Consider the following 20,949-nt stretch of genomic DNA (forward strand, 5'->3'; position numbering starts at 1 on the left):
TGCAAAAAATTAATCCACTAGTTTTATAGAATTGCAATTCACTATTTTAATTATTTCGACCTTAAAAACAAAATAGGATTTAAATCAAAAAATGATTAAAATCTTCCCTTATTAAAAAACATTATCAGAATGAAAAAAACAATTATTTTACTGAGCATAATTTCGCATATAATTGCTTATGCTCAAGTAGGAATTAATACACCTAACCCACAAGCTACCCTTCACGTTGATGGAGGAAAAGACAATTCTACAACGGACGCTCCTACTGTAGCTCAACAAGCCAATGATTTTGTAGTAACAGCAACAGGAAGAATTGGGATTGGAACAACTACTCCTTCTCAAAAGCTAGAAATTCAAACAGGAGGGATTCCTGCATCACCAGTCCCTGGGTTTAAACTGATTGATGGAAATCAGACAGATAACTATGCTCTCGTTTCAGATGCAAACGGAGTTGGAACCTGGAAACCAATAACTGTTGAATATCAGACCATTAATCCTATTGGTGTAGGAAGTTATATTCTGCCAGCAAATACAACAACGGCCAATTATACAGGGGTTAAAATCACCTTGGCTCCAGGAAAATGGGTTTTAAATTTTGTAATTCCTATCAGAGTAGCCCCAAACAGTAATTACATGCCTGGTTCTCAATTCCCTAGACTCAGGTTAATGGATACCAATACAGCTCCTGTAGATGTTACAACAGCTAGCCCTTATTCAGCAGATGCGATCAGACCAAGGCTGGTTTCAGCAACGATTTCCAATTCTCAAGATCTAGGATTTATGGTAGGTAGTTTAGGTATAAATAATACAACTAGTACCACAAGAACTTATTATTTGTATGCAGATAACTACTTTTCTGTAGGTGACACTAATGGAGATGGAAATGTATCCGGAGACTGGCTTCGTAAGCAGACAGAATTTGTATTTGACAACTGGAATGAAGCCTCAATATCATATGTAAGAATTAAATAGGATGGATGTCACGAAAGATCAAATTTTAAATCAAAAAACACAAATTATTATATAACATTTAGGTAAACGTTATGGCAACATAAATGATCACTAAGATGGACAAGCCTATAAAAACACAAACTTTCATAAACATTCATAATGAACTGGGGATAACAAAAGTTATTCCTAGTTTTGAAAAAGGATTTTCGATATTTAACTTAAAGGAAGCGGGATATAAAGCTCCTTATAACTCTCCATTAATTTGCCCAGATTATTTCACATTCTTATTTGTTAAAAAAGGAAAAGGGACGTGGAATATGAATGGAAATATTTTTGATTTAAAGCCACATACTGTTAATTTTACAAACATTAATGTACCAAGAGCGTTCAGTTATGAAAATTTAGATGAAGTGTATATCATTATATTTGAAGAAATTTTTCTCAAAAAATATATTGACAACAACGTATACGAAGAGTTTCCTTTTTTACTAACAGAAGAGGTATTTCCAAAACTAGCATCCTTAGAAAATTTTACCGCTTTTGAAGAACTGTATTTGCAAATTTATAATGAATTTCATAATAAATCCAGAAACTTCAAAATCATAGGACATCTGTTTGCAGCATTACTGCACAAATATAAGGACTATTATTGGGAAAATAGTGAGTTTCAAACAGAGGAAAACTCGAACTCCTTGATTATAGAGTCTTTTAAAAAATTATTAGACAAACATTATCAGGGATTAGTAAATGGTACTGAAGATAAGATATTTCAAGTAAAGGATTATGCAAATGCACTAGGATTTCACCCTAGCTACTTTAGTGCAATGGTAAAAGTAAAAACAGGAAAACCCGTTTCAAAATGGATCGCAGAAAAAACAATTTCTCAATCAAAATTGCTTCTAAGGAATCAATCCATTTCTATCAAAGAAATCTCATATAGACTTGGTTTTTCAGTGCCAGGACACTTCAGCAGTTATTTTAAGAAATATGCAGGTATTTCACCCAAAGAATATCGGAGAAATTTGGATTCTTAAAATTGGGTATCTTTAATATAATCATTAAATATTCACAATATTGTGAATATTTAATATCTATAGTTTCTCCTTTAAATTTTATGATTATTTAGAAGTATTTGAATTCTAAATTAGAGGATATAAATTATTTTTTAATTTAAAATAAATACTCAAATAAGAAAAATGATGAAAAAATTAGCAATTTCGGCAGGTGCTAGCTTATTATTTGGTTCACAGCTTTTAGCTCAAATTGGAATAAACACAACTTTCCCGAAGGCAAACTTGCATATTGATGGAAAAAAAGGTAATAATGTGGCTAGCAATCCTACTCTGTTACAGCAACAAAATGATGTTTTTGTTACTTCGACAGGGAACATTGGGTTAGGTACAACTTCTCCAAATAATAAATTAGAAATCAACACTGAGGGAACAGCATCTTCTCCAGTCCCTGGTTTTAGGTTAAATGATGGCAGCCAATTAGAAGGATAAGTCCTTAATTCTGACGCATCAGGAGAAGTTAAATGGAAAGCTGTTTCAATCGACCATTATGTAAAAAATCCAATTGGGATAAATAGGTATTTTCTTCCTGCAAATACGACCAATACTCAATATACGGGAGTAAGCATTTCACTTCCTCCAGGAAATTGAATTTTATCACTTGTTATTCTTATCATAACAACTCCTTCTGTAGGATATATTACCAGAAGTCAGTTCCCTCGTTTAAGATTAAAAGACAATGTAGTGGATGTATCAGTTTCTACTTTTTCAGCAGACTCAGTTCATTCAAGATTAGCATCAGGAAGTTTTAGTAATTCACAGGATTTTGGAGTTCTGGTAGGTAGTCTTAGAATGAAAAATTCAAGCTCCCTTACTAAGACTTATTATTTACATTATGATAATATATTTTCAACTGGAGTCAGCAAGAGACTTGAGTTTGTTTTTGATAATTGGAACGAGACTTTAATCTCTTACATGAGGGCTAAATAAATAATCTATTTCAATATAAGATATCATGTAGACAACATAATGAAAAATATGAACATTATTGTTTAAAATTTATACTTTTTGGACTTTGAAGAGTCTTTAAATTTGTAGTGTAAATGAAAAAAATATTTCAAATGAAAAAAATTTTATTATCAACTCAAGCCTTTTTGTTGTTTTATTCTGCCGGCTACGCTCAAGTAGGAATAAACACAACAAATCCACAAGCAACACTTCATGTTGATGGAGGAAAAGACAATCCTACAACAGGCGCTCCTACAATTGCCCAACAAGCTAATGATGTTGTAGTAACAGCAACAGGAAGAATTGGGATTGGAACAACTACTCCTTCTCAAAAGCTAGAGATTCAAACAGGAGGAACCCCAGCATCACCAGTCCCTGGGTTTAAATTGGTTGATGGAAATCAGACAGATAATTATGCTCTTGTTTCAGATGTAAATGGAATAGGAACTTGGAAACCAATAGCTGTTGAATATCAGATCATTAATCCTATTGGTACTGGAAGCTATACTTTGCCAGCAAATACAGCAACAGCCAATTATACAGGGGTTCAAATTACTTTAGCTCCTGGAAAATGGATAATGAATTTTGTAATTCCTATCAGAGTAGCTCCAAACAGCACTTACACGCCTGGTTCTCAATTCCCTAGACTTCGATTAATGGATACCAATACAGCCCCTGTAGATGTAACAACAGCCAACCCTTATTCAACAGATGCTGTAAGGCCAAGACTGGTTTCAGCAACAATTTCTAATGCACAGGATTTAGGATTCATGGTAGGAAGTTTAGGAATCAATAATACAAGCGCAGCAACCAAAACCTATTATCTGTATGCAGACAATTACTTTTCTGTAGGAGACACTAACGGTGATGGGAATGTATCCGGGGACTGGCTTCGTAAACAAACGGAATTTATATTTGATAATTGGAATGAAGCTTCAATATCATTTATAAGAATTAAGTAAAAGCTATTTAAGCTAACAATAAAAAAACTAAAATCCTAAAGGCTTCCTTCTATTATTAATCTTCTTCTATAATTTAATTTTTGCATTTAGGGGAAGCCTTTAAAAATGAAAACCCATGATTATTATTACAAATTTAAAAAGGGTAAGAATGATCACAAAACTAATACTAGTTTCTATGGGAGTTCTTAGTATACTTCTTTTGGCACTATACTTATTGGAAGAGAATAGTACAGATATATCTTTTATAACATATGTGAAAATATTAATTCTTATTGTTATTGGAATATTACTTATAGCAATATGTAAGTTAAATTATTTTTATTTTGAAAGTTCGGGGGAAGTATTCACATTCTACTATGGACATCCTCTTTTTTCCTACAAAAAAAACTTACAGAACTTCCTGAAGAAAAATTATCTGATTTTCATATAGATAAATTTCTTTTCCTCCATATTATTCAGCTAAAAATAAAAACGGAAAATAATAAAAAGAAACATGTTTTCTATAAAATGTTATTGCTTACTGAGAAAGAGAGTGAGGATATTAAAATAACACTTCAAAAAAAATAAAATGATATTTAATTTTAAGGATATTCATATAGGTTCTTTAATTAAAGAAAGGGTAAATGAGATCGGAATAGAAACACCTCGTATTTGTAAGTTTCTTAATTGTAATACATTTGAATTAGAAGCCATGTATGAAAAAGAAGATCTTAATTCTAAGCTATTATTAAGATGGAGCAAACTCTTAGAGTACGATTTTTTCAGATTGTATTCTCACCATTTGATTTTATACGCACCACAGACAAAATCTGAGACATCTAAACCTAAAACAGCATTACCTGTTTTTAGAAAAAATATATATACAAGAAACCTTATAAACTATATTTTAGAACTTATTGACAAGAAGGAAAAAACTCCTCAAGAGATAATCGACCAATATAGAATACCTAAAACAACATTATACAAATGGATAGATAAATATGAAAACACCAAACTATAAAAAAATATATCAAGACATAATTTCCAAAAACTATCCCGAAGGACATAGCAAATTTAAAAAATTTTTAAAAAAAGATATATTGAGTACTATTGATGTTATTAATTTAGATAAATTAATTTTTAGTAATTCTGATTTAGAATCTGAAATGTTCAATCAAAAACATAGAGCTTACGACTTTAATGCAATTGTACATATTATAGATTATCAAGAAAAAAATAATTTAAGTAACACTCAAACAGCCATGCATTTTAAACTTAGTCGTAATACTATTAGTAAATGGAAAAAATTCCTTCAGAAAAGTCATAATTAAGATATTAAATATTTATAATGAAAAAAATACTTATGTTAAACCTCATACTTTTATTTTCAAGTGAAATGATATCTTGTTCTTCTCAAAGTCATAAAAAAACTGAGAAAGAGGGATTCATAATTTCAAGTAAAGATGATTCAGTAAAGGTTTTTAAAGAAGTGGAGATAGCTGAAATACTCAAACCTGGAGAATTTTTTTCTACAATGAAAAATAAAGCAATAAGTATAAATGATAATCAACTTAAAAAATTAATTCCTTTAGATAAGGAGGTCGGAAATGCATTTGTAATGTTTAGCTCTGATAGAAACACAGTTGAATTATTTCTTCCCAATGCTTTATATGGGCTTATACTAGAAAAGCAGAAAAAAACTGAAAATGAAGAAATATGGTCAGATGGGCATTATGACCTATTCAAACAAAAAGAAGCAAAAGGATTCGCCCTAAAATATAGAAATGGGGCAAAAATTTTTTTAGAAAAAATAAATTAAATATTAATAACTCTGAAAAATATATTCTATTAAATAATATAACTTGAAACACTTATTATCATTTTCATAAAAGAGGAAGAATATAACAAAAGCAATTTATCATCTTTGACTTGCATTGATAAATTTCTTATTGTTATATAAAATGAGAGAGATATTTATAGTTAACTTTAAACTTGGCAATTTTCATTTTCTACAAATCATATTTTAATTAACTGTATTTATATGACTAGGTTTTTTACATCTGTATTCTGACTAATGTTAGAATTTCTAGACATTATCTCTTTCATTTTTCTCTTCCGATCTTAACATTACTATAATTACTTTTTATTCTAGGGATTAATACAAGTATTTGTATATTAAATCATACTTATAATCGACTTAATTATTATTTTTCTGATTAGCTTTGATGATTTGATTCTTCATAATTGCTTTGCTTTAAATCGTGTTGTCAAGTTTTACAACAAATATGAGTGAGTTTTTTATTTACGATGTATTTAATATATGAACATCTGTATTTGAAATTTATAGTTTTCTTGAAGTACCATTTTATACCTTTGTTTAAAATATTCGAAAACACAAATGTTTATATAGTTGAATCCGTCTCACAACAAAAAAGTGAGGCGGATTTTGATTTGGTATCCATTCATTTTACTCAGAAAAAAGAAAAAGTTGCCTTGTATGCAACTTTCTTTCTTAAGTTATGTGCTAAAGCGTTTAATCCGAACTCCAATGCTACTTTTTTAGTTCTCTGAGGGTGAATCTCTTAAAACCATTGTAATGTTTCAGATGGGCAAACACAGGTTCTACTTCAACCGAGCGCTGTTTTCATTTTTTGATGCCTTCTTCACTGTTTAAAAGTTAAATGATCTTAAATATTACATTTGAAACTATTATAGATAGATCCTCAGATACTTTCGAATAATAGAATAAAGGATCAAAAAACTGTACTTATCTTTATATAGTTATTCATCTTAACTTTTTTACAAGAAAAAATTCTACACTATACCATTTTTCAAATTCGCTACTGATACTTATACTATTAATCTAAAGCTTTAAGATTGACAGAAATAGAATTATAAAATTCTTTTAATAGAAAAAAAGGTAGCTCTTCCACTGCCCGTTCCTCCAGTTGCTAAAGGGTTAATAGTTAAGTTGGGTGAAGAGGTTGAACCTCTTACAAATCCAAAGTAATAAGGAGTGCCTACCGCTAAAGCAGCAACTCCTTTAAAATACCATGTTGTTTGGAAGAGTATTTTCTGGATATTGCCAGCGTGTTATATATAAACCACTACTTTGATCAACCAGCCCGCATGGAGCCGTATTTAATGACTGCCCGAGAGTAAGAGCAGCACTTTGTACATTAATCTGAAGTTCGATTTCATAAATCCCTGAAGATGCAGGTGTAAATGTGTTGTTAGAGAGGTTAAACTCATTAGAACTATCAACCAGTTCTGTATTAACCGGAATTTTAGAAATTACAGTTGTAGAAGATGTGATAGGTGGAGTTGTTGTAGAAATATAACCAGAAAAAGCACTGTTTGAACTTAAGGAAGTTTTTAATACTCCATTTAGGATCAATAACTAAAACCTTATCTGCAGAATTAGTACTGCTTGCTACTCCTTGAAGCCTAAGTGGATCTGTTGTACTGGTCACATGTAAGGTGTTTGTTGGAGAAATTGTTCAAATCCCTATCTTGTCATTTAAGACATCGATGGAGAATGTAGTTCCATCTACAGAAAATGCATTGATTAAATTTCCTGTAAAACTTAAGGAATTTCTCGCTTGTGAAACAATTCTATTTCCACTTAAAGCTCCATCTGTATTATATAAATTCGTATTACCGCCAAATACAGATTGAGTCCATACACTCCCATTCCAGGCATAAAACCCATTGAGATCTGTTCTATAGACCATTAAACCTGTTACGGGTGAGCTAGGATAAGCTGAAACTCTGGGTATAAGGATACCCTTATTAGTACTTACTATATCCAAAATAGCTGATTGATTCAGTGATGTTGTGTTGATTCCAACCTGAGTGTAAAAGGCACAATAGGTCCCTAGGAAAAAAAAGTGTTAATGTTTTTTCCTAATTTTTTTTCGTTAAATATTAAAAAATATGTGTTTTTTTAATCGCCAAAAAAATGACGTTGTATAAAATTGTTAATACTAATATAATAATTAATTCCAATCGCAGTGAAATTTTATTGCATTTTGTTTCTTTTTATTAATAGTTTCAATTCTTAGCAAAATCAACGACTTACACCCTACAACTTACTCATTTATAAACATTTATTGAATATTAAAGTTTTTTTTAAATAGAATTGGAAACCTGATACAGTAAGAATTGCTAGGAATTTTAGAAATAAGATTATAATCAAAGCTCTAAATTAGTCAAACGGATGGGATATATACATGCCCTATAAGATTTAACAAAGCTCTGAAAGTAAAATACCTATAGGGTTTACTGAAAATGAATACTATATAAGATTTTAACATATAGAATGTCTAGTGCTTTCTGATACTACAGAACAAAGAATTATATGGCAGAATAATAAGACTTTCGAAAGAAATATAATGTAAATTAAAATCAATTATATTAGATAGTTGGAGAAAAATAATATATCTGGATCATCTTATATGCAATAAATTTGGTAATATATCATGAATTTCAAAGAAAGGCGTTAGACCTGTAAATGTAGAACTGCACAATAAGACTGAAAATGTACAAGAGTTAGACAAAAAATAGTGAAATTTATTTCCTATCTCACATAATTCTAAGTACAAAAAAAAGTTGATCATTTTGACTATAATATAGCCATAAAACTCATTTAATTGAGAAGCTTTTTTCAAAATTAAAAGCGGCTAAATTAGGCACTTTGTATCTGAATATTTCAGAATTTATTTATGTTTATTGTTTAGTTTTTGTCATTTTCCGAAAATTCATACAGCCTGATTTTCAAGCCTGCAACACTTTCATGTTTGTATCGAAAAAATATTTTCGATTTTCATTCCAGTATCAAAGTCTTCAACAAAATGTATTTTATCTGTCCAGATAATTTTAGGAGATACCGAAGTATTTTCAAAATCAATGAATCTTCATACTAAATACTCCTGGCCTTATAAAGAGTCTAATTTGATTTCCAGTAAATACAGTAAACCTAATTTACTTTATTTAATCATTCCATATCAGTATTTAATACCCTTTTGACCGCTTCCAAATTTCTTACCCTATACTAGCCTAGAAAAAACTGGATAAAAAAATAATTGCTTCATATTTTTTTCAATAATTCTAAAGACATGGCAAATACTACATTTGAAAATTAAGCACTTACTATAACTTAAATTTAAGGTTCTTACTAAAACCCTAAATTCATTCCCCTACTTTTTTGATACCTGCCAGAAGATAATTAAATTTAAGCTTAATTTTCCTCCTCTTATCTTAACAAGCTGTTTATCAGCTACCAGAAATAACCGGATAGGCATAAATAATATTTTCACCCCACTTCGATTGACCAAAGCCAATTAACTTTGCATCTGAAAATTTAGAGTTTTTAAAGTTGGTATTATGGTAAGGATTAGGAGAAATATTACTCTGTGAGGAATCATTATAAATTGAAGGGGACCCACTATAGTCATAAATTTCTGATATGTCTCTCCAATAATAGTATGTCTTTTTATTCCCAGATTTATTATTGATAATCACTGAGCCACTCATTGTATTATAATTTGCTGGTCCTGTTATAGAACCTGACACAAGAGTTCTTCCCGCAACAAAATCATTCGTTTTAGCAAACACAGTTGAAGAATCACAAAATGTAGATCTAATCCATGCTCCATTGTTAGGCGGAGTAGACACCTGAAAAGGAAAATTATCAAAATTAATAATCATAAATATATTCACAACCCACTGCCCCGGAGGTAATGTAATGGAAGAACCTGTCCAATAATTAGGTGATGACACAGTAAAATTTTGAGATGTATTATATGCTCCTATGGTTCCATAATATGCAGTCATACCTACGGCTTTCCATGTTGCACTTCCTTGGTCATCTGTTGTAAGAACATACTTACTATTTTGATTTCCATCAGCAAGTTTAAACCCAGAGACTGGTGATGCAGGAGTTCCTCCCGTTTGAATCTCTAGCTTTTGAGAAGGAGTAGTTGTTCCAATCCCAATTCTTCCTGTTGCTGTTACTACAAAATCATTAGCTTGTTGGGCAATTGTAGGAACACCTGTGGCTGTGTTATCTTTAGCTCCATCAACGTGAAGAATGGCTTGTGGATTGGGTGTATTAATGCCTATCTGAGCCTTTAGAGTATAGAAAAGCAATAAAAAAGAGACACAATAAATATTTTTTTTCATCAGAAATGTATTAATACAAATCTACAAATGGCAACACCGATAAAAAATACAAATTTTACAGAATTTACTACTATTTTTATTGATGATAAATTTTAACCATATAAATTATGTTTAGATTCTATTTAAAATTACCTGAACGAAAGATAAATCTCATAATTTAAAAACATAATATGTAAAAAAAATGATTTCAAATAAAAAATAATATTTATCACCGTGGAAAACAAAAACATTTTAGATATTAAGTGAGATTTTGTTGGATAAGAGTAAAGTTGTTTACACCTTAATAGCAAAATTCCTAGGCAGATAGTGAGAAATTTCTTAAAGAAGTTCAGGCCTTAAATGCAATAAATACATTTAGCATGTTAAAAACAACGTTTTCAATCAGCTTTACTCTATATTTCAAGCCTTTTAAAACATTAATTTAATTTTGTGTCCAGGTTGCTTTGGTAAAAGTTCAGCCACTGTTTTAATATTATCAGTATTATTGTAAGCTAATTCAAACTTAAATGCAAGCACTCCTATTCTATTATAATTTTGTATGATCATTTATCCTAGCTTCAGTCGTTCTTCTTGTAAGTCTAATAAATATAATTGCTTACGGATAAGTTCTTCACTTATGCTTGGGTCTTTGTTTAGCTCAGAAAGATATTTACGCTGTGCTTCGAGCGATTCTATATATACATACCTCGTTTCTTCACTCATCCAGTCATCATTATCAGCTTTTTCATTTTCTTCCCAATGTTGCATCATCTTTTGGAAAATGGCATTGTCTTGCAAATGCCCATTATTATATTTGTGCTTTAAAAACTCGTAAACTTCTTTTCTCAAACCTGTTTTTATTTTTTCATCTTGTTCCTCTTCTGACGAATCAGTAAGTACACGTATATCGAATGCTTTCGATCTTGTAATAAAATAAGGCAAGGTAAGTCCTTGCACAACAAGGGTGAGGAATATAACTACAAAGGTAATGAACAGTATAAGATTACGATGAGGAAATGCTATACCATTATACATTATTGGTATTGATAATGCTGCTGCCAGTGACACTACCCCTCGCATACCTGTCCACCCTAGAACCAAGGGCACTAAATATGCCCGTCGTGGAATCTTAGGAGGTAATAATTTCCGTCTGAAAATAAAAGTGCCTAGTTGTGCAACATAACAGCAAATAACACGAGTAACAATTAATACGATTGTTATCAGTAAACTATAACTGATGGCTGTACCTAGAAGAATACCTTCTGATCTTAGTCCTTTTACGATATCAGGCAATGTTAGCCCAATTATAAAAAATACAACACCATTAAGCAGAAAGATAAAACTTTCCCATACACTAACTGCTCTTAAACGGCTAGTGCTATTTAAAAATGTAAGCCACTTATTAGTCATATACAAACCACCAGCTACTACAGCCAGTACGCCTGAACAGTGTACCTGTTCCGCAATCCAGTACATAGCATATGGCTCTATCAAAATGAAAACAATATCAGTTGGTGCGTCAGTAGGCAAATTTCTATGCATTTGTATAAAAATCCATCCAAGTAACAATCCAATGCTTGTTCCCCCAATGACCATCCATAAAAAACCAGCTATAGCATCCTGCCAGATAAACTGACCAGTACCTACTGCTAGCATTGCAAAACGAAAAATAATAAGCGATGACGCATCATTCACAAGGCTTTCACCTTCTAATACAGTAGTAAATACTTTTGGAATTTTCACAAACTTAGTGATTGCTGCAGTACTTACAGCGTCAGGTGGAGATACAATTCCACCTAACAAAAAACCTAAACTTATGGAAAAGCCGGGAATAAAATAATTAGCAACCAAGGCTACTGTAAGGGCAGTGATAAATACTACCGGGAAAGCAAAACTACCAATCATACGCCACCATTTACGCATTTCCTTAATAGACGCTGCACCTGCTGAAAAAAATAATAGTGGTGGTAGGAACACGAAAAAAATCATATCTGGTTTGATAGATATATTTGGTAAACCAGGAATAAAACCAATAAGCAGACCTCCGATTATCAATAATATAGGATAAGCTATTTTTAGTTTTGTAGCTAGCATATTTAGCAATATGATAACCGTAATAATTATTAGAGAAAAAGGGAGCAATGTGTGCATACAAATTATAGTATATCCAAAATGTAAGTAAGATTATTCGTAAAAATTAATTGTGCTTATTGATTATTATTTTCATTGTTAATCTACTTCCGAAAATTCATACAATTTGGTTTTCAAGTCTATAGCCCCTCCAATTTTTTTATCGAAAAAAATATTTTCGATTTTCATTTCAGTATCGAAGGCTTCAACAAGATGAATTTTGTCAGTCCATTTAATTTTGGGAGTTACTGAAGCGTTTTCAAAATCAATCAACACATCTGCAGCAGAACCAACAGGTTGTGTACTTTCCATTATCTTGATTGATTCAATTTTATATGATGTGTAGCCTTCATATAAACTTGAGAAAAAAGATCCTTCAAAAATCAATGGCTTATCTTCAGAATGATTGCTATTTTTTACTTTTTCAATCTCATCTTTTGACTTCTTAAAAGCTTTTTCTAGAGAAACTTTTAAGTCTGGAGTGAACAACTCTTGTGGAATTTCTTTATTGTAAAGAGCATCATTTGATTTTCCATAAATACTGTAAAATTGATTCACTTTTTTAGTGATTTCTTCTTCTGTACTTAATTTCTTCGAATTGCTTCCACTACTTTTCTTACAACCTATAATAGCTAAAAAAATGCATAGATAAAAAATATTTTTTTCATTTGTGAAAATACTATATATATATTTAAAAATAAGCTTTATAAAAAAGAGATCCTTGTCTTTTCTTGCTATGGAACTACTTTAGGATGAACACAAAGATATACTTTATCACTCTCTCAAATATTTGAATTTTAGAGACATTATCTCTTTCTCAGGAGTAAGATAATAGATATAAATATTTCCTTGACAGCCTGAAAAGAATTACTAACATGTAGTGTATGCTGGGGTTTGTATTCCAATTTGTGTGAAAATACTTGAAAACATAATAAATGTAACTATGTGTAATATTTTTTCCTTATCATTGTTTTAATAAGAATAATTTCTTAAAATGATTTATTTAAATGAATGATTCACTCTTTTTAGAATTGATCTTTTCTTAAAACAGCACAAATATATCATCTATCACACAAAATAAACTACAAATATCAATTGATAAACTACAGATATTATTTTCTAACCTCTATAGTATATTAGAATTTATTTATTACTTAACAAGAGCAAGCTTTTATTGTATTAAATTTGATTTAAAAAAAAGTAAAAGTGAGTTCCAAATTTGCAAGCAATCCTACAAACTTCTAATAAAAAGTATAATTAGAGTATTAGCAATCTTTGATACGAGAAAGTCTAATTTTTATTGAAATAAAACAAAAAGAATATCAGTATAGTTGACATTCTTTTTGTTTTGAGACATCTTTAATAATAAAAAATCCTTACTTTTGGAAGTAAGGACAATATTGGATAACTGACAAATATTTTAACTCCTAACTGTCAGATGAAGTCATGACTATTACAATTTAAACAAATTTAGAAATTAAAACAAATTTAAATAGTTTTTCCTTTGAAAACTTTCCTTTTTTCAAACATTTAATAAATATCAAATACAATCTAACTGTTCAAATATTCTTTAGCGTATAGCCATAAGCTAAGTCAATTTAAGGATTTATGCGGAGATTGCTGCTTAATAAATCTGCCACACAACATCATTCATTATTTCAATGTCTACTGAAATTGATTTAAAGTCTTGCATATCATTCTTAAGATTATAAAAAGTATTGGTATAATGAAGTGGAGGCAATATAATCTTATCCAGTTAGGAGTGATTACTTGATAATGTTTTAACCGTTTCTTTATCTAAATTACTATTCTCATATTTTTTTTAGCTCTTCCTTGGTTTAAGCATTTAAATTATTAAGAAAATCCATTGAAATAAATGCAAATAAATAACCTTTTCTGATTTTCCAATTACACTAAATTATGCTTTCAATATTGATAAATCTATAAGGTTAGATGCTCCCGGATATACTCCAAAATACTTAATAGGGCCGTTGGTTTCACTGCCAGAAAAAGAAATTGTTATTCCAACAGATTTTTTTCATGAGGAATATTTTCAATATAATATTCTTCCCCATCCAGCTCTACTATTATCTTATGAGCTTGCAAAACATGACTATTCCCATCCTTATCTAAAATTGTTACCTTATCAAAGGGAAATTCGCTTAGAAATTCTTTTAAATTTTTCATATAGTATGTTTTTTATTTCAATTAATTATTAAACTTTTGTTTAAGCTTTTCATTTGCTTTTCTGTCTTCACTAGAAAGCTTTTCATTCCTATACTCTGAAATCGGAACTTCATCACCACTATTTAAAACCTCATATAAAATAACCCCGGTCGGTTCTCCGGACTTTTCAAATTCAATTAACCTATTATCAGTTGCTTGATAAAAATTATCGCCTGGCATAGTATATACATCTCCAAAATCTTTAGTTTTTTCTTCATTAAATACCCCTTTTTGACTTATGTCCTGTAGCACTACTCCTTCATAAGTACTGCCTTTAGGGTACGTAATAGAATTTTCATATGTTCCTCCCTTCCCATTTTCATTTAAAGATAATTTAAGGGTTTGGGTTCCAATAACCCCCATTATTGTGGTAGATCGTCCTTTATATAAAATGCTCTTTGTAGAAGAGTGGGTATTTCCCACCTGCTCTTTAATAGACTCCTTTCTCTTGCAAGAAAATAATAAGAACCCGAATAAAATACTTAGTATTAACGATGAAGATTTAATCATATTTTTGTTTTTTGTTTTTTGTTTTTTTAAAAAATGATTTCCTAAAGATGATCAATGCTCTATTGTTTTATTTGTTGCAATATATATATTGTTGGTATGTTTGATATATTTGCAAAAAAACACAAAACACTTAATAAATTTACTATTATATTATTTTGACAGAGTTCAATAACTCTATCATATTTATTTTTCAATCTATTATTATATAAGAATAAGTAGATTTTAATTGTATGCAATCTAGCAAAGTTTTAATCCTTTATTTTTTTAATTAAAATAAAAATCATATCAGTAATGGATAAAGTATTCACAGATTTAACGAAGTTATTTTCTGAAGCATTGTACACTTCAATATTTAACATTCTACCTTCTATTCTTTCTGAAACTATGCGTTTGATTTTCTACTTACAAAACTGTTAATATTATAGTTTCTATTAATGATTTTCTTAATTTAATATTTTATGGATAGTTTTCTAAATATTCATTATTATCCTTTACTAACTTAGACAACTCATCATCAGAAATAGACTTAACGAAAATATGAAGGTTATTCAATGACCAACTTGTTAAGGCGAAATAATCATTCATCTTTTGTCCATGCTGCCCACATAAAACGGTTAGACTATTTGGATGAAGCACATTTCTTCTAAGAGGTATCATAATTTCTTTGCCATCCTCAATTTCAATGTTAATAATTCGCGCATCACTTATCACATCCTCACTCCCATCTTCTTTAATAATTGTAATTTTCTGATTGATATACATTGTAGTCTTATTGTGTGTATTTATTTTTTTAAATGAACTACTCAATTTGGATTAAGTCATTTAAAAACAAAGCAAATATATTATCTATCAAATAATACAAAGTACAAATATCAATTGATTAACTATAAATATATTTATTGCTTATCTCAAATTTCACTTAAAGAGGTATCCTATTAAGCAAAATTGAAATTAATCCGCCAATACTAATATATTTTGCTTTTAAGACATCTATTTTTTATCTGTGACGCTTAGAAAAACATTATTTAATAGGGTAATCAGACTGTTTACAGGTTTCAATTCAACAAAATCTTCAATCAGATCTCTATTAGAAAACACTCTCAGCGTATTACTAAAAAGCCACTGTCTCAATTGATGCACATTGCACAGTCAAAAATTGTTTTTTTCAATTTCGAACAACCTCAAGCATACATCACTTATTGCTTTATTTAAAGGTTTTCAAATAAAAAAACAAATTCATTCTAGAACTCCTTTACGAGAAAACTCAAGAATAATTTTTCATCATCAGGAAACTTACATATACAAAAAAGCAGTCTCTCAGACTGCTTAAAAACAAATGATGAAAAAAATTATTGCAACTATTTAAATCTTAATATTTTAAATATATAAAAAAAACAACAAAATGAAAAATTTTAATAATAAAATAGATAAAATTTAATTTCATCCATTTTCAAACACATTGTAATGAAATACATTAAGAGGGTTTGCCTGGAAACAGAAAATAACACTTGTATTTATCAGAATATTGATATAATTCCTGGTATCAAATTGTTATAAAATTATATATAGAAAAGCTTGCACTAAATGTATACATCGAACGCTTAAATCGCACACCCAGAGAAGATGTTTTAGACTATTCCCTATTTGGAGCTTTAATGGAAATAAATATGAGTGTGGATTAATTATAACAGTAATCATCCATATAAAACATTGAATGGATTATGCTAAAGAATATTTGAACAGTTAGATTGTATTTGATATTTATTAAATGTTTGAAAGAAGAGATGCATTAAAAATAGGAAAGCCTGCCATTCAACAGATTTTATATTACAATTCTCTTAATAAAATGTAAATTATGTCACAAAAAAAATACTCTTTTAAAGACCCTCTAATTAAATTTAAGCAATACTTTCATTTTTAGAATTTTTTCCTGTAGCAGTTATTGCTCCACCAACGTTTAATCTTCCAACAATACCTCCTTTTTCTACAATATAGGAAACTACATTTTCTCCAAAAGTTTTAATATTTCCATTAATTGATATTCTGTCTGCTTCACCCCCATTTTTAATGCTTAAAGCATAAGCAGGCAACTCTACATTTTCTCCTTTAACCAAAGAATTCCCCAATGAACCGTGTGTAGTAACATCACCTTTTACGGTTAAACTTCCTATCTTCTTACTAATTTGGATACCTACTGAGCCATCTCCAAAAGTCTCAATTGATTCGAAAGAAATATTTTCTACAGTACCATCATACTGATTATAACCTCTTGCTCCAAGTCCGAACGTTTTAAGTGGTGCATTAACTGAAAAATTCTTTACAGAACCAAAGTTCACAAAACCAACCCCACTTGGGCCGTAAGAAATAACAGGGGCATTGCTTGACCAGTCATCTACACTTCCCCAAATATCCAATACCATATCGTTGACACCGTAGGTAATGATTTCACCATCAGTAATTACTTCTTTAGCATGTACACCGTTCAAAACGAATACACCTGCAGTAATATAATCTGCAATGCCGAAAGGGATCTTTCCGTTTGAATAAACTGCATTGGTATGTAATTTTGAGACTTCCGTTCTACCACCTTTATCACCAAATCCGGCAATGAAAATTCCTGAACCAGAAACTGGCATATTTTTTCTACCAATACTAATTTTACTCACGTTAACAGAGATTAGGCTATTGTTACTTGCATTAAGATTGTAAATAGTCAATGCTCCTTGTAATACATTCACCCCATATTTTTGCGGTTGTTCAAGGTAATGTCTTACATCTGCAGATATAATATCAACATTATTAATAATGATATTGACTTTTTCCACACCTGTTCTAGCAATAATAGAAACCTGTCCTTTTACTAAAAGATTTTCCAATTGGAAAGTTCCCAAATCAATTTTTGCAATAGTATTATAAATAGCTTTTTGATTGGCTGGAGCATCAATATTAAGGTTTGTTATTATGTTATTTGCAGAAACCCCAATCCCATCCGAATATTGGAACGACAATAATGGCAGTTCACCATTCTCTTGTTTTTCTCCTTTTAAAATCACACCTTCTGGAAGTATGATGCTGTAATTGCAGAGGATATTTCTACAAATGATAATTTCTTTTTGGTGATTTTGTAATGCAGTGATAAGATCGTTAAAATTTATTATTTTTTTCATAATTATATTTGGTATATTTTTAAATATAAATTTCATTAAAACAAAGGTATTATTTGCCACACAATACAAATCACAAATATTATCTTATTAGCTACAAATGTATACGTCCTGCGGTATAGAGCTCATTAGAAATTTTTGGAATAAAACAGAACTCAAAAAAGCATTTATAGGAAAAGTATTTCTGAAGTATTTTCGAGTAATATAATTATTTATTTTATATAATAATGATGAGTATCCTTAAGGAAATTTAGAATCAAAAAAATTACAACAATAACGACAATAAAGCTCAAAACGTAATTACTTTGGTGAGTGTATTTTTAAATCCATAATTTATATCAAATAAAAAATTAGCCTCTCATAAAAATGAAAGGCTAAAACATAAGTGATAAGAAAGTTTAATGAAAAATTATAAATTAAAAGCAAGTAGCAATAGATTATTTGTCTTTAGCTTTAAATTAATCCCATTTGGTTAATAAAAAAATTGGTCATTAGTATTATCATGAAAAATTCTAAAGTGTTTATATCTGTAAAATTACATTTTCAAACTATTGGAAAACTACAAATATTGAATAAAAAACCACAACTATTAATGAACTATATTGATCTTTCAGTTAGAAATAGTATTAGTTAAGATTTCAAATCCAATATGCATTCTAAATAGTTTAAAATTTATTATTCTAATTAAATGATACCTAAAAAATCAACTATTTAAAATATAATATTAAGAAAAAATTACAAAACAAAAGTGTTTTTACTAGGGACCAATTGAAAAAACGGATTTTTAATTTTAAGAATAATTTCCACTAATTATTTTTTACAATACTTAACAGACATTTTATAATTGGCAATCAGTTGGTTATTATTTATTATGTTTAATATTTAGAGTTTAACGTCAGATATTTGTACTTTTTTCAACTAGCTAAATGATAATTTTGATCAAAATTTAATTATATCATTGTGGTTGCAATTTATGTTAGTGGATATGGATTTTTTTTAACATTAAACAAACGTAATACTTGTTTAGAGTTTTCATTGTGAGTAATTTTTACAGTTGCTCGCTTTAAAAAAATAGTATAATGAAAAACATTAACTTCTAAGCATTATAATTTTCTTTCCCTTATTAAAATCATAATTATTTCCAAATAAAAACATTAATGAAAAAAAAAGTCACATTTTTATTTATTCTAATGACACTCAAAAGCTTTAGTCAGGTTGGTATCAATACAAGATATCCGCAGGCCAGCTTGCATGTTGATGGAGGATCAAATAATCCCTCTGGGAGTAATCCTTCTGCACTAGAATATAAAGACGATGTAGTATTTACTTCGAGTGGTAAATTAGGTGTTGGTATTATAAAGCCTATAGCTAAACTAGATCTTCGTGGTGCAGCAAACACCAATAATTCTATAGGAATTGGCCAAACTACACAAAGTCCCGATATTACTGGAGCAGATGCTGGAGCATTAAGATATGCTACCAATAATGCAGGCAATTTAGAATATTCTGATGGTACAGTTTGGTACCGACTAAATTCTAATTCTCCAAAAATTGGAATCGTGGAAAGAATAAATACGGCAATTACTGTTCCTTATCAAAAGGATATCCCTCTGACAAAATGGAATGAGGTTTCTGATATAACAAATAGTTTTGATCAATCAACAGGAGTTTTTTCTGCGCCTAGATCGGGAGCCTATTTGGTCACTATTACCTACAATTTCAATGATCCGTCAACAGCTTTAGTCAATAATGCCTATTCGGAAGCAAGGTTTATTAAAAACGGAGATATTACAAATCCAGTAAAAAGGTGTTTGAAAACCTTCGGAGAGACTTCTGCTACTAGTCAACAAATTGGAGGCTACTGTATGGCTGTAATTCAGTTATCTAAAAATGATACTCTTTCTTTACATATATTCCAGAATTTAGCAAATAAAGATATGATATTGAGATGGGGATCAGCAGTTACTGATAATAATTTCGGATTTAATAATTTTTCAATTATAGAACAATAGCATATACATATGAGAAAAATAATAATCTTAGTAATTACGATTGGTTCTTTCGGTATACTTACAGCACAAAATGTAGGTATTGGAACAACAACACCTCAGGCAATTTTGCATATCGATGGTCAAAAAAATAATTCGATAGTTCCAGCATCTCTAAAAAACTATGATGATGTAGTGATAACATCATCTGGCAACTTAGGTGTTGGAAATGGAGCTCCTATTACAAGAGTAGATATACGTTCAAATGAAAAAGCTAATGCTATTGGTATTGGTGACACTAATCTTACAGCAGCTGATGCGGGGGAAGGAGCTGTTAAATACAATAAGGTAACAAAAACTATTAATTATTCTGATGGTATTAATTGGATTGCATTGGACAGAGGACTTCCTAAAGATTTTATTTTAGCTACTAATCCTACTTCTCAACCAATTTCAAGTGGAACAACAACAACAATAACTAACTGGACGGTGGTTACCGATAGTAATGGTAACTTCAATGCATCAACAGGTGTTTTTACCGCTAAACAGCCGGGAATATATGTTGTAAGTTTTGAAATTGGATTGAAATCGGGAATTATAAATGATAACACAATTTTAGAATCTATCATCAGTTCCAATAATACCACTTATATTCCACATTTTAAGTGTGTAAATGCATATCCCGGAAATGTAGCAGGGGTAGCAACCAATATTGTTACTTCAAGCTGTTCAGGGATCTTCAATTTAAACACTGGAGAAACGATCTATGGACAGATTAAACAGAACTTAAATATTTCGAAAGATACTGAACCTACTTTAACATCTATAAGCATTTTTGGATTATAGACCATATTAAACA

Annotated in this window: 19 protein-coding genes; 10 read left to right on the forward strand and 9 right to left on the reverse strand. The window is 29.9% G+C overall.

Annotated elements, in window-relative coordinates:
- Positions 1-129: 129 nt before the first annotated feature.
- The 8 genes from LF886_RS17810 to LF886_RS17845 all read left to right on the forward strand — a co-directional run bounded on the left by LF886_RS17810 (position 130) and on the right by LF886_RS17845 (position 5,729).
- On the forward strand, positions 130-972 hold the full coding sequence (locus LF886_RS17810) for a hypothetical protein (protein ID WP_236850958.1): 843 nt from the start codon (positions 130-132) through the stop codon (positions 970-972).
- Between the two features lie 296 nt (positions 973-1,268).
- Positions 1,269-1,985 carry a helix-turn-helix domain-containing protein gene (locus LF886_RS17815; protein ID WP_236850959.1) on the forward strand — a complete coding sequence of 239 codons (717 nt, stop codon included), beginning with the start codon at positions 1,269-1,271 and terminating at the stop codon, positions 1,983-1,985.
- A 162-nt stretch (positions 1,986-2,147) separates the two neighbouring features.
- A complete protein-coding gene (locus LF886_RS17820; RefSeq protein WP_236850960.1) occupies positions 2,148-2,453 on the forward strand; it encodes a hypothetical protein in 306 nt (101 codons plus the stop codon).
- Positions 2,454-2,705: 252 nt separating this feature from the next.
- A complete protein-coding gene (locus LF886_RS17825; RefSeq protein ID WP_236850961.1) occupies positions 2,706-2,951 on the forward strand; it encodes a hypothetical protein in 246 nt (81 codons plus the stop codon).
- Between the two features lie 131 nt (positions 2,952-3,082).
- A complete protein-coding gene (locus tag LF886_RS17830) occupies positions 3,083-3,931 on the forward strand; it encodes a hypothetical protein (RefSeq protein WP_236850962.1) in 849 nt (282 codons plus the stop codon).
- Between the two features lie 568 nt (positions 3,932-4,499).
- Complete coding sequence (locus tag LF886_RS17835) at positions 4,500-4,931, forward strand: transposase (protein ID WP_236850963.1); 432 nt, start codon at positions 4,500-4,502, stop codon at positions 4,929-4,931.
- A complete protein-coding gene (locus LF886_RS17840) occupies positions 4,912-5,241 on the forward strand; it encodes a helix-turn-helix domain-containing protein (protein WP_236850964.1) in 330 nt (109 codons plus the stop codon). The genes LF886_RS17835 and LF886_RS17840 overlap by 20 nt, the downstream gene beginning before the upstream one ends.
- Before the next feature lie 17 nt (positions 5,242-5,258).
- Entirely contained in the window at positions 5,259-5,729 is a 471-nt protein-coding gene (locus LF886_RS17845) for a hypothetical protein (protein ID WP_236850965.1), read from the forward strand.
- Between the two features lie 1,224 nt (positions 5,730-6,953).
- On the opposite strand, the gene LF886_RS17850 is transcribed toward LF886_RS17845, so the two are convergent.
- From LF886_RS17850 to LF886_RS17890, 9 genes are all read right to left on the reverse strand, one after another.
- Positions 6,954-7,307 (reverse strand): hypothetical protein, encoded by a 354-nt coding sequence (locus tag LF886_RS17850; protein WP_236850966.1) that lies wholly within the window; start codon positions 7,305-7,307, stop codon positions 6,954-6,956.
- A 103-nt stretch (positions 7,308-7,410) separates the two neighbouring features.
- The gene (locus LF886_RS17855; RefSeq protein ID WP_236850967.1) at positions 7,411-7,722 is read right to left on the reverse strand and encodes a hypothetical protein; all 312 of its coding nucleotides are present in this window, start codon (positions 7,720-7,722) and stop codon (positions 7,411-7,413) included.
- Between the two features lie 1,462 nt (positions 7,723-9,184).
- Entirely contained in the window at positions 9,185-10,093 is a 909-nt protein-coding gene (locus LF886_RS17860) for a hypothetical protein (protein WP_236850968.1), read from the reverse strand.
- A gap of 546 nt (positions 10,094-10,639) precedes the next feature.
- Positions 10,640-12,223, reverse strand: coding sequence for a Na+/H+ antiporter (locus tag LF886_RS17865; RefSeq protein WP_236850969.1), 1,584 nt, complete (start codon positions 12,221-12,223; stop codon positions 10,640-10,642).
- Positions 12,224-12,301: 78 nt separating this feature from the next.
- A complete protein-coding gene (locus tag LF886_RS17870) occupies positions 12,302-12,760 on the reverse strand; it encodes a hypothetical protein (protein ID WP_236850970.1) in 459 nt (152 codons plus the stop codon).
- Positions 12,761-14,221: 1,461 nt separating this feature from the next.
- Complete coding sequence (locus tag LF886_RS17875; protein WP_236850971.1) at positions 14,222-14,389, reverse strand: hypothetical protein; 168 nt, start codon at positions 14,387-14,389, stop codon at positions 14,222-14,224.
- A 21-nt stretch (positions 14,390-14,410) separates the two neighbouring features.
- Positions 14,411-14,938 (reverse strand): hypothetical protein, encoded by a 528-nt coding sequence (locus tag LF886_RS17880; RefSeq protein WP_236850972.1) that lies wholly within the window; start codon positions 14,936-14,938, stop codon positions 14,411-14,413.
- A gap of 456 nt (positions 14,939-15,394) precedes the next feature.
- Positions 15,395-15,700 carry a hypothetical protein gene (locus LF886_RS17885; RefSeq protein WP_236850973.1) on the reverse strand — a complete coding sequence of 102 codons (306 nt, stop codon included), beginning with the start codon at positions 15,698-15,700 and terminating at the stop codon, positions 15,395-15,397.
- Positions 15,701-16,836: 1,136 nt separating this feature from the next.
- Positions 16,837-18,141 carry a hypothetical protein gene (locus LF886_RS17890; protein ID WP_236850974.1) on the reverse strand — a complete coding sequence of 435 codons (1,305 nt, stop codon included), beginning with the start codon at positions 18,139-18,141 and terminating at the stop codon, positions 16,837-16,839.
- 1,118 nt (positions 18,142-19,259) lie between these two features.
- On the opposite strand from LF886_RS17890, the gene LF886_RS17895 reads away from it, so the two are divergent.
- Together LF886_RS17895 and LF886_RS17900 are read left to right on the forward strand one after the other, a co-directional pair.
- On the forward strand, positions 19,260-20,114 hold the full coding sequence (locus LF886_RS17895) for a hypothetical protein (protein ID WP_236850975.1): 855 nt from the start codon (positions 19,260-19,262) through the stop codon (positions 20,112-20,114).
- A gap of 9 nt (positions 20,115-20,123) precedes the next feature.
- Complete coding sequence (locus LF886_RS17900) at positions 20,124-20,936, forward strand: C1q-like domain-containing protein (RefSeq protein ID WP_236850976.1); 813 nt, start codon at positions 20,124-20,126, stop codon at positions 20,934-20,936.
- Positions 20,937-20,949: the final 13 nt, after the last annotated feature.

Source organism: Chryseobacterium sp. MEBOG07, assembly GCF_021869745.1.
GTDB lineage: Bacteria > Bacteroidota > Bacteroidia > Flavobacteriales > Weeksellaceae > Chryseobacterium > Chryseobacterium viscerum.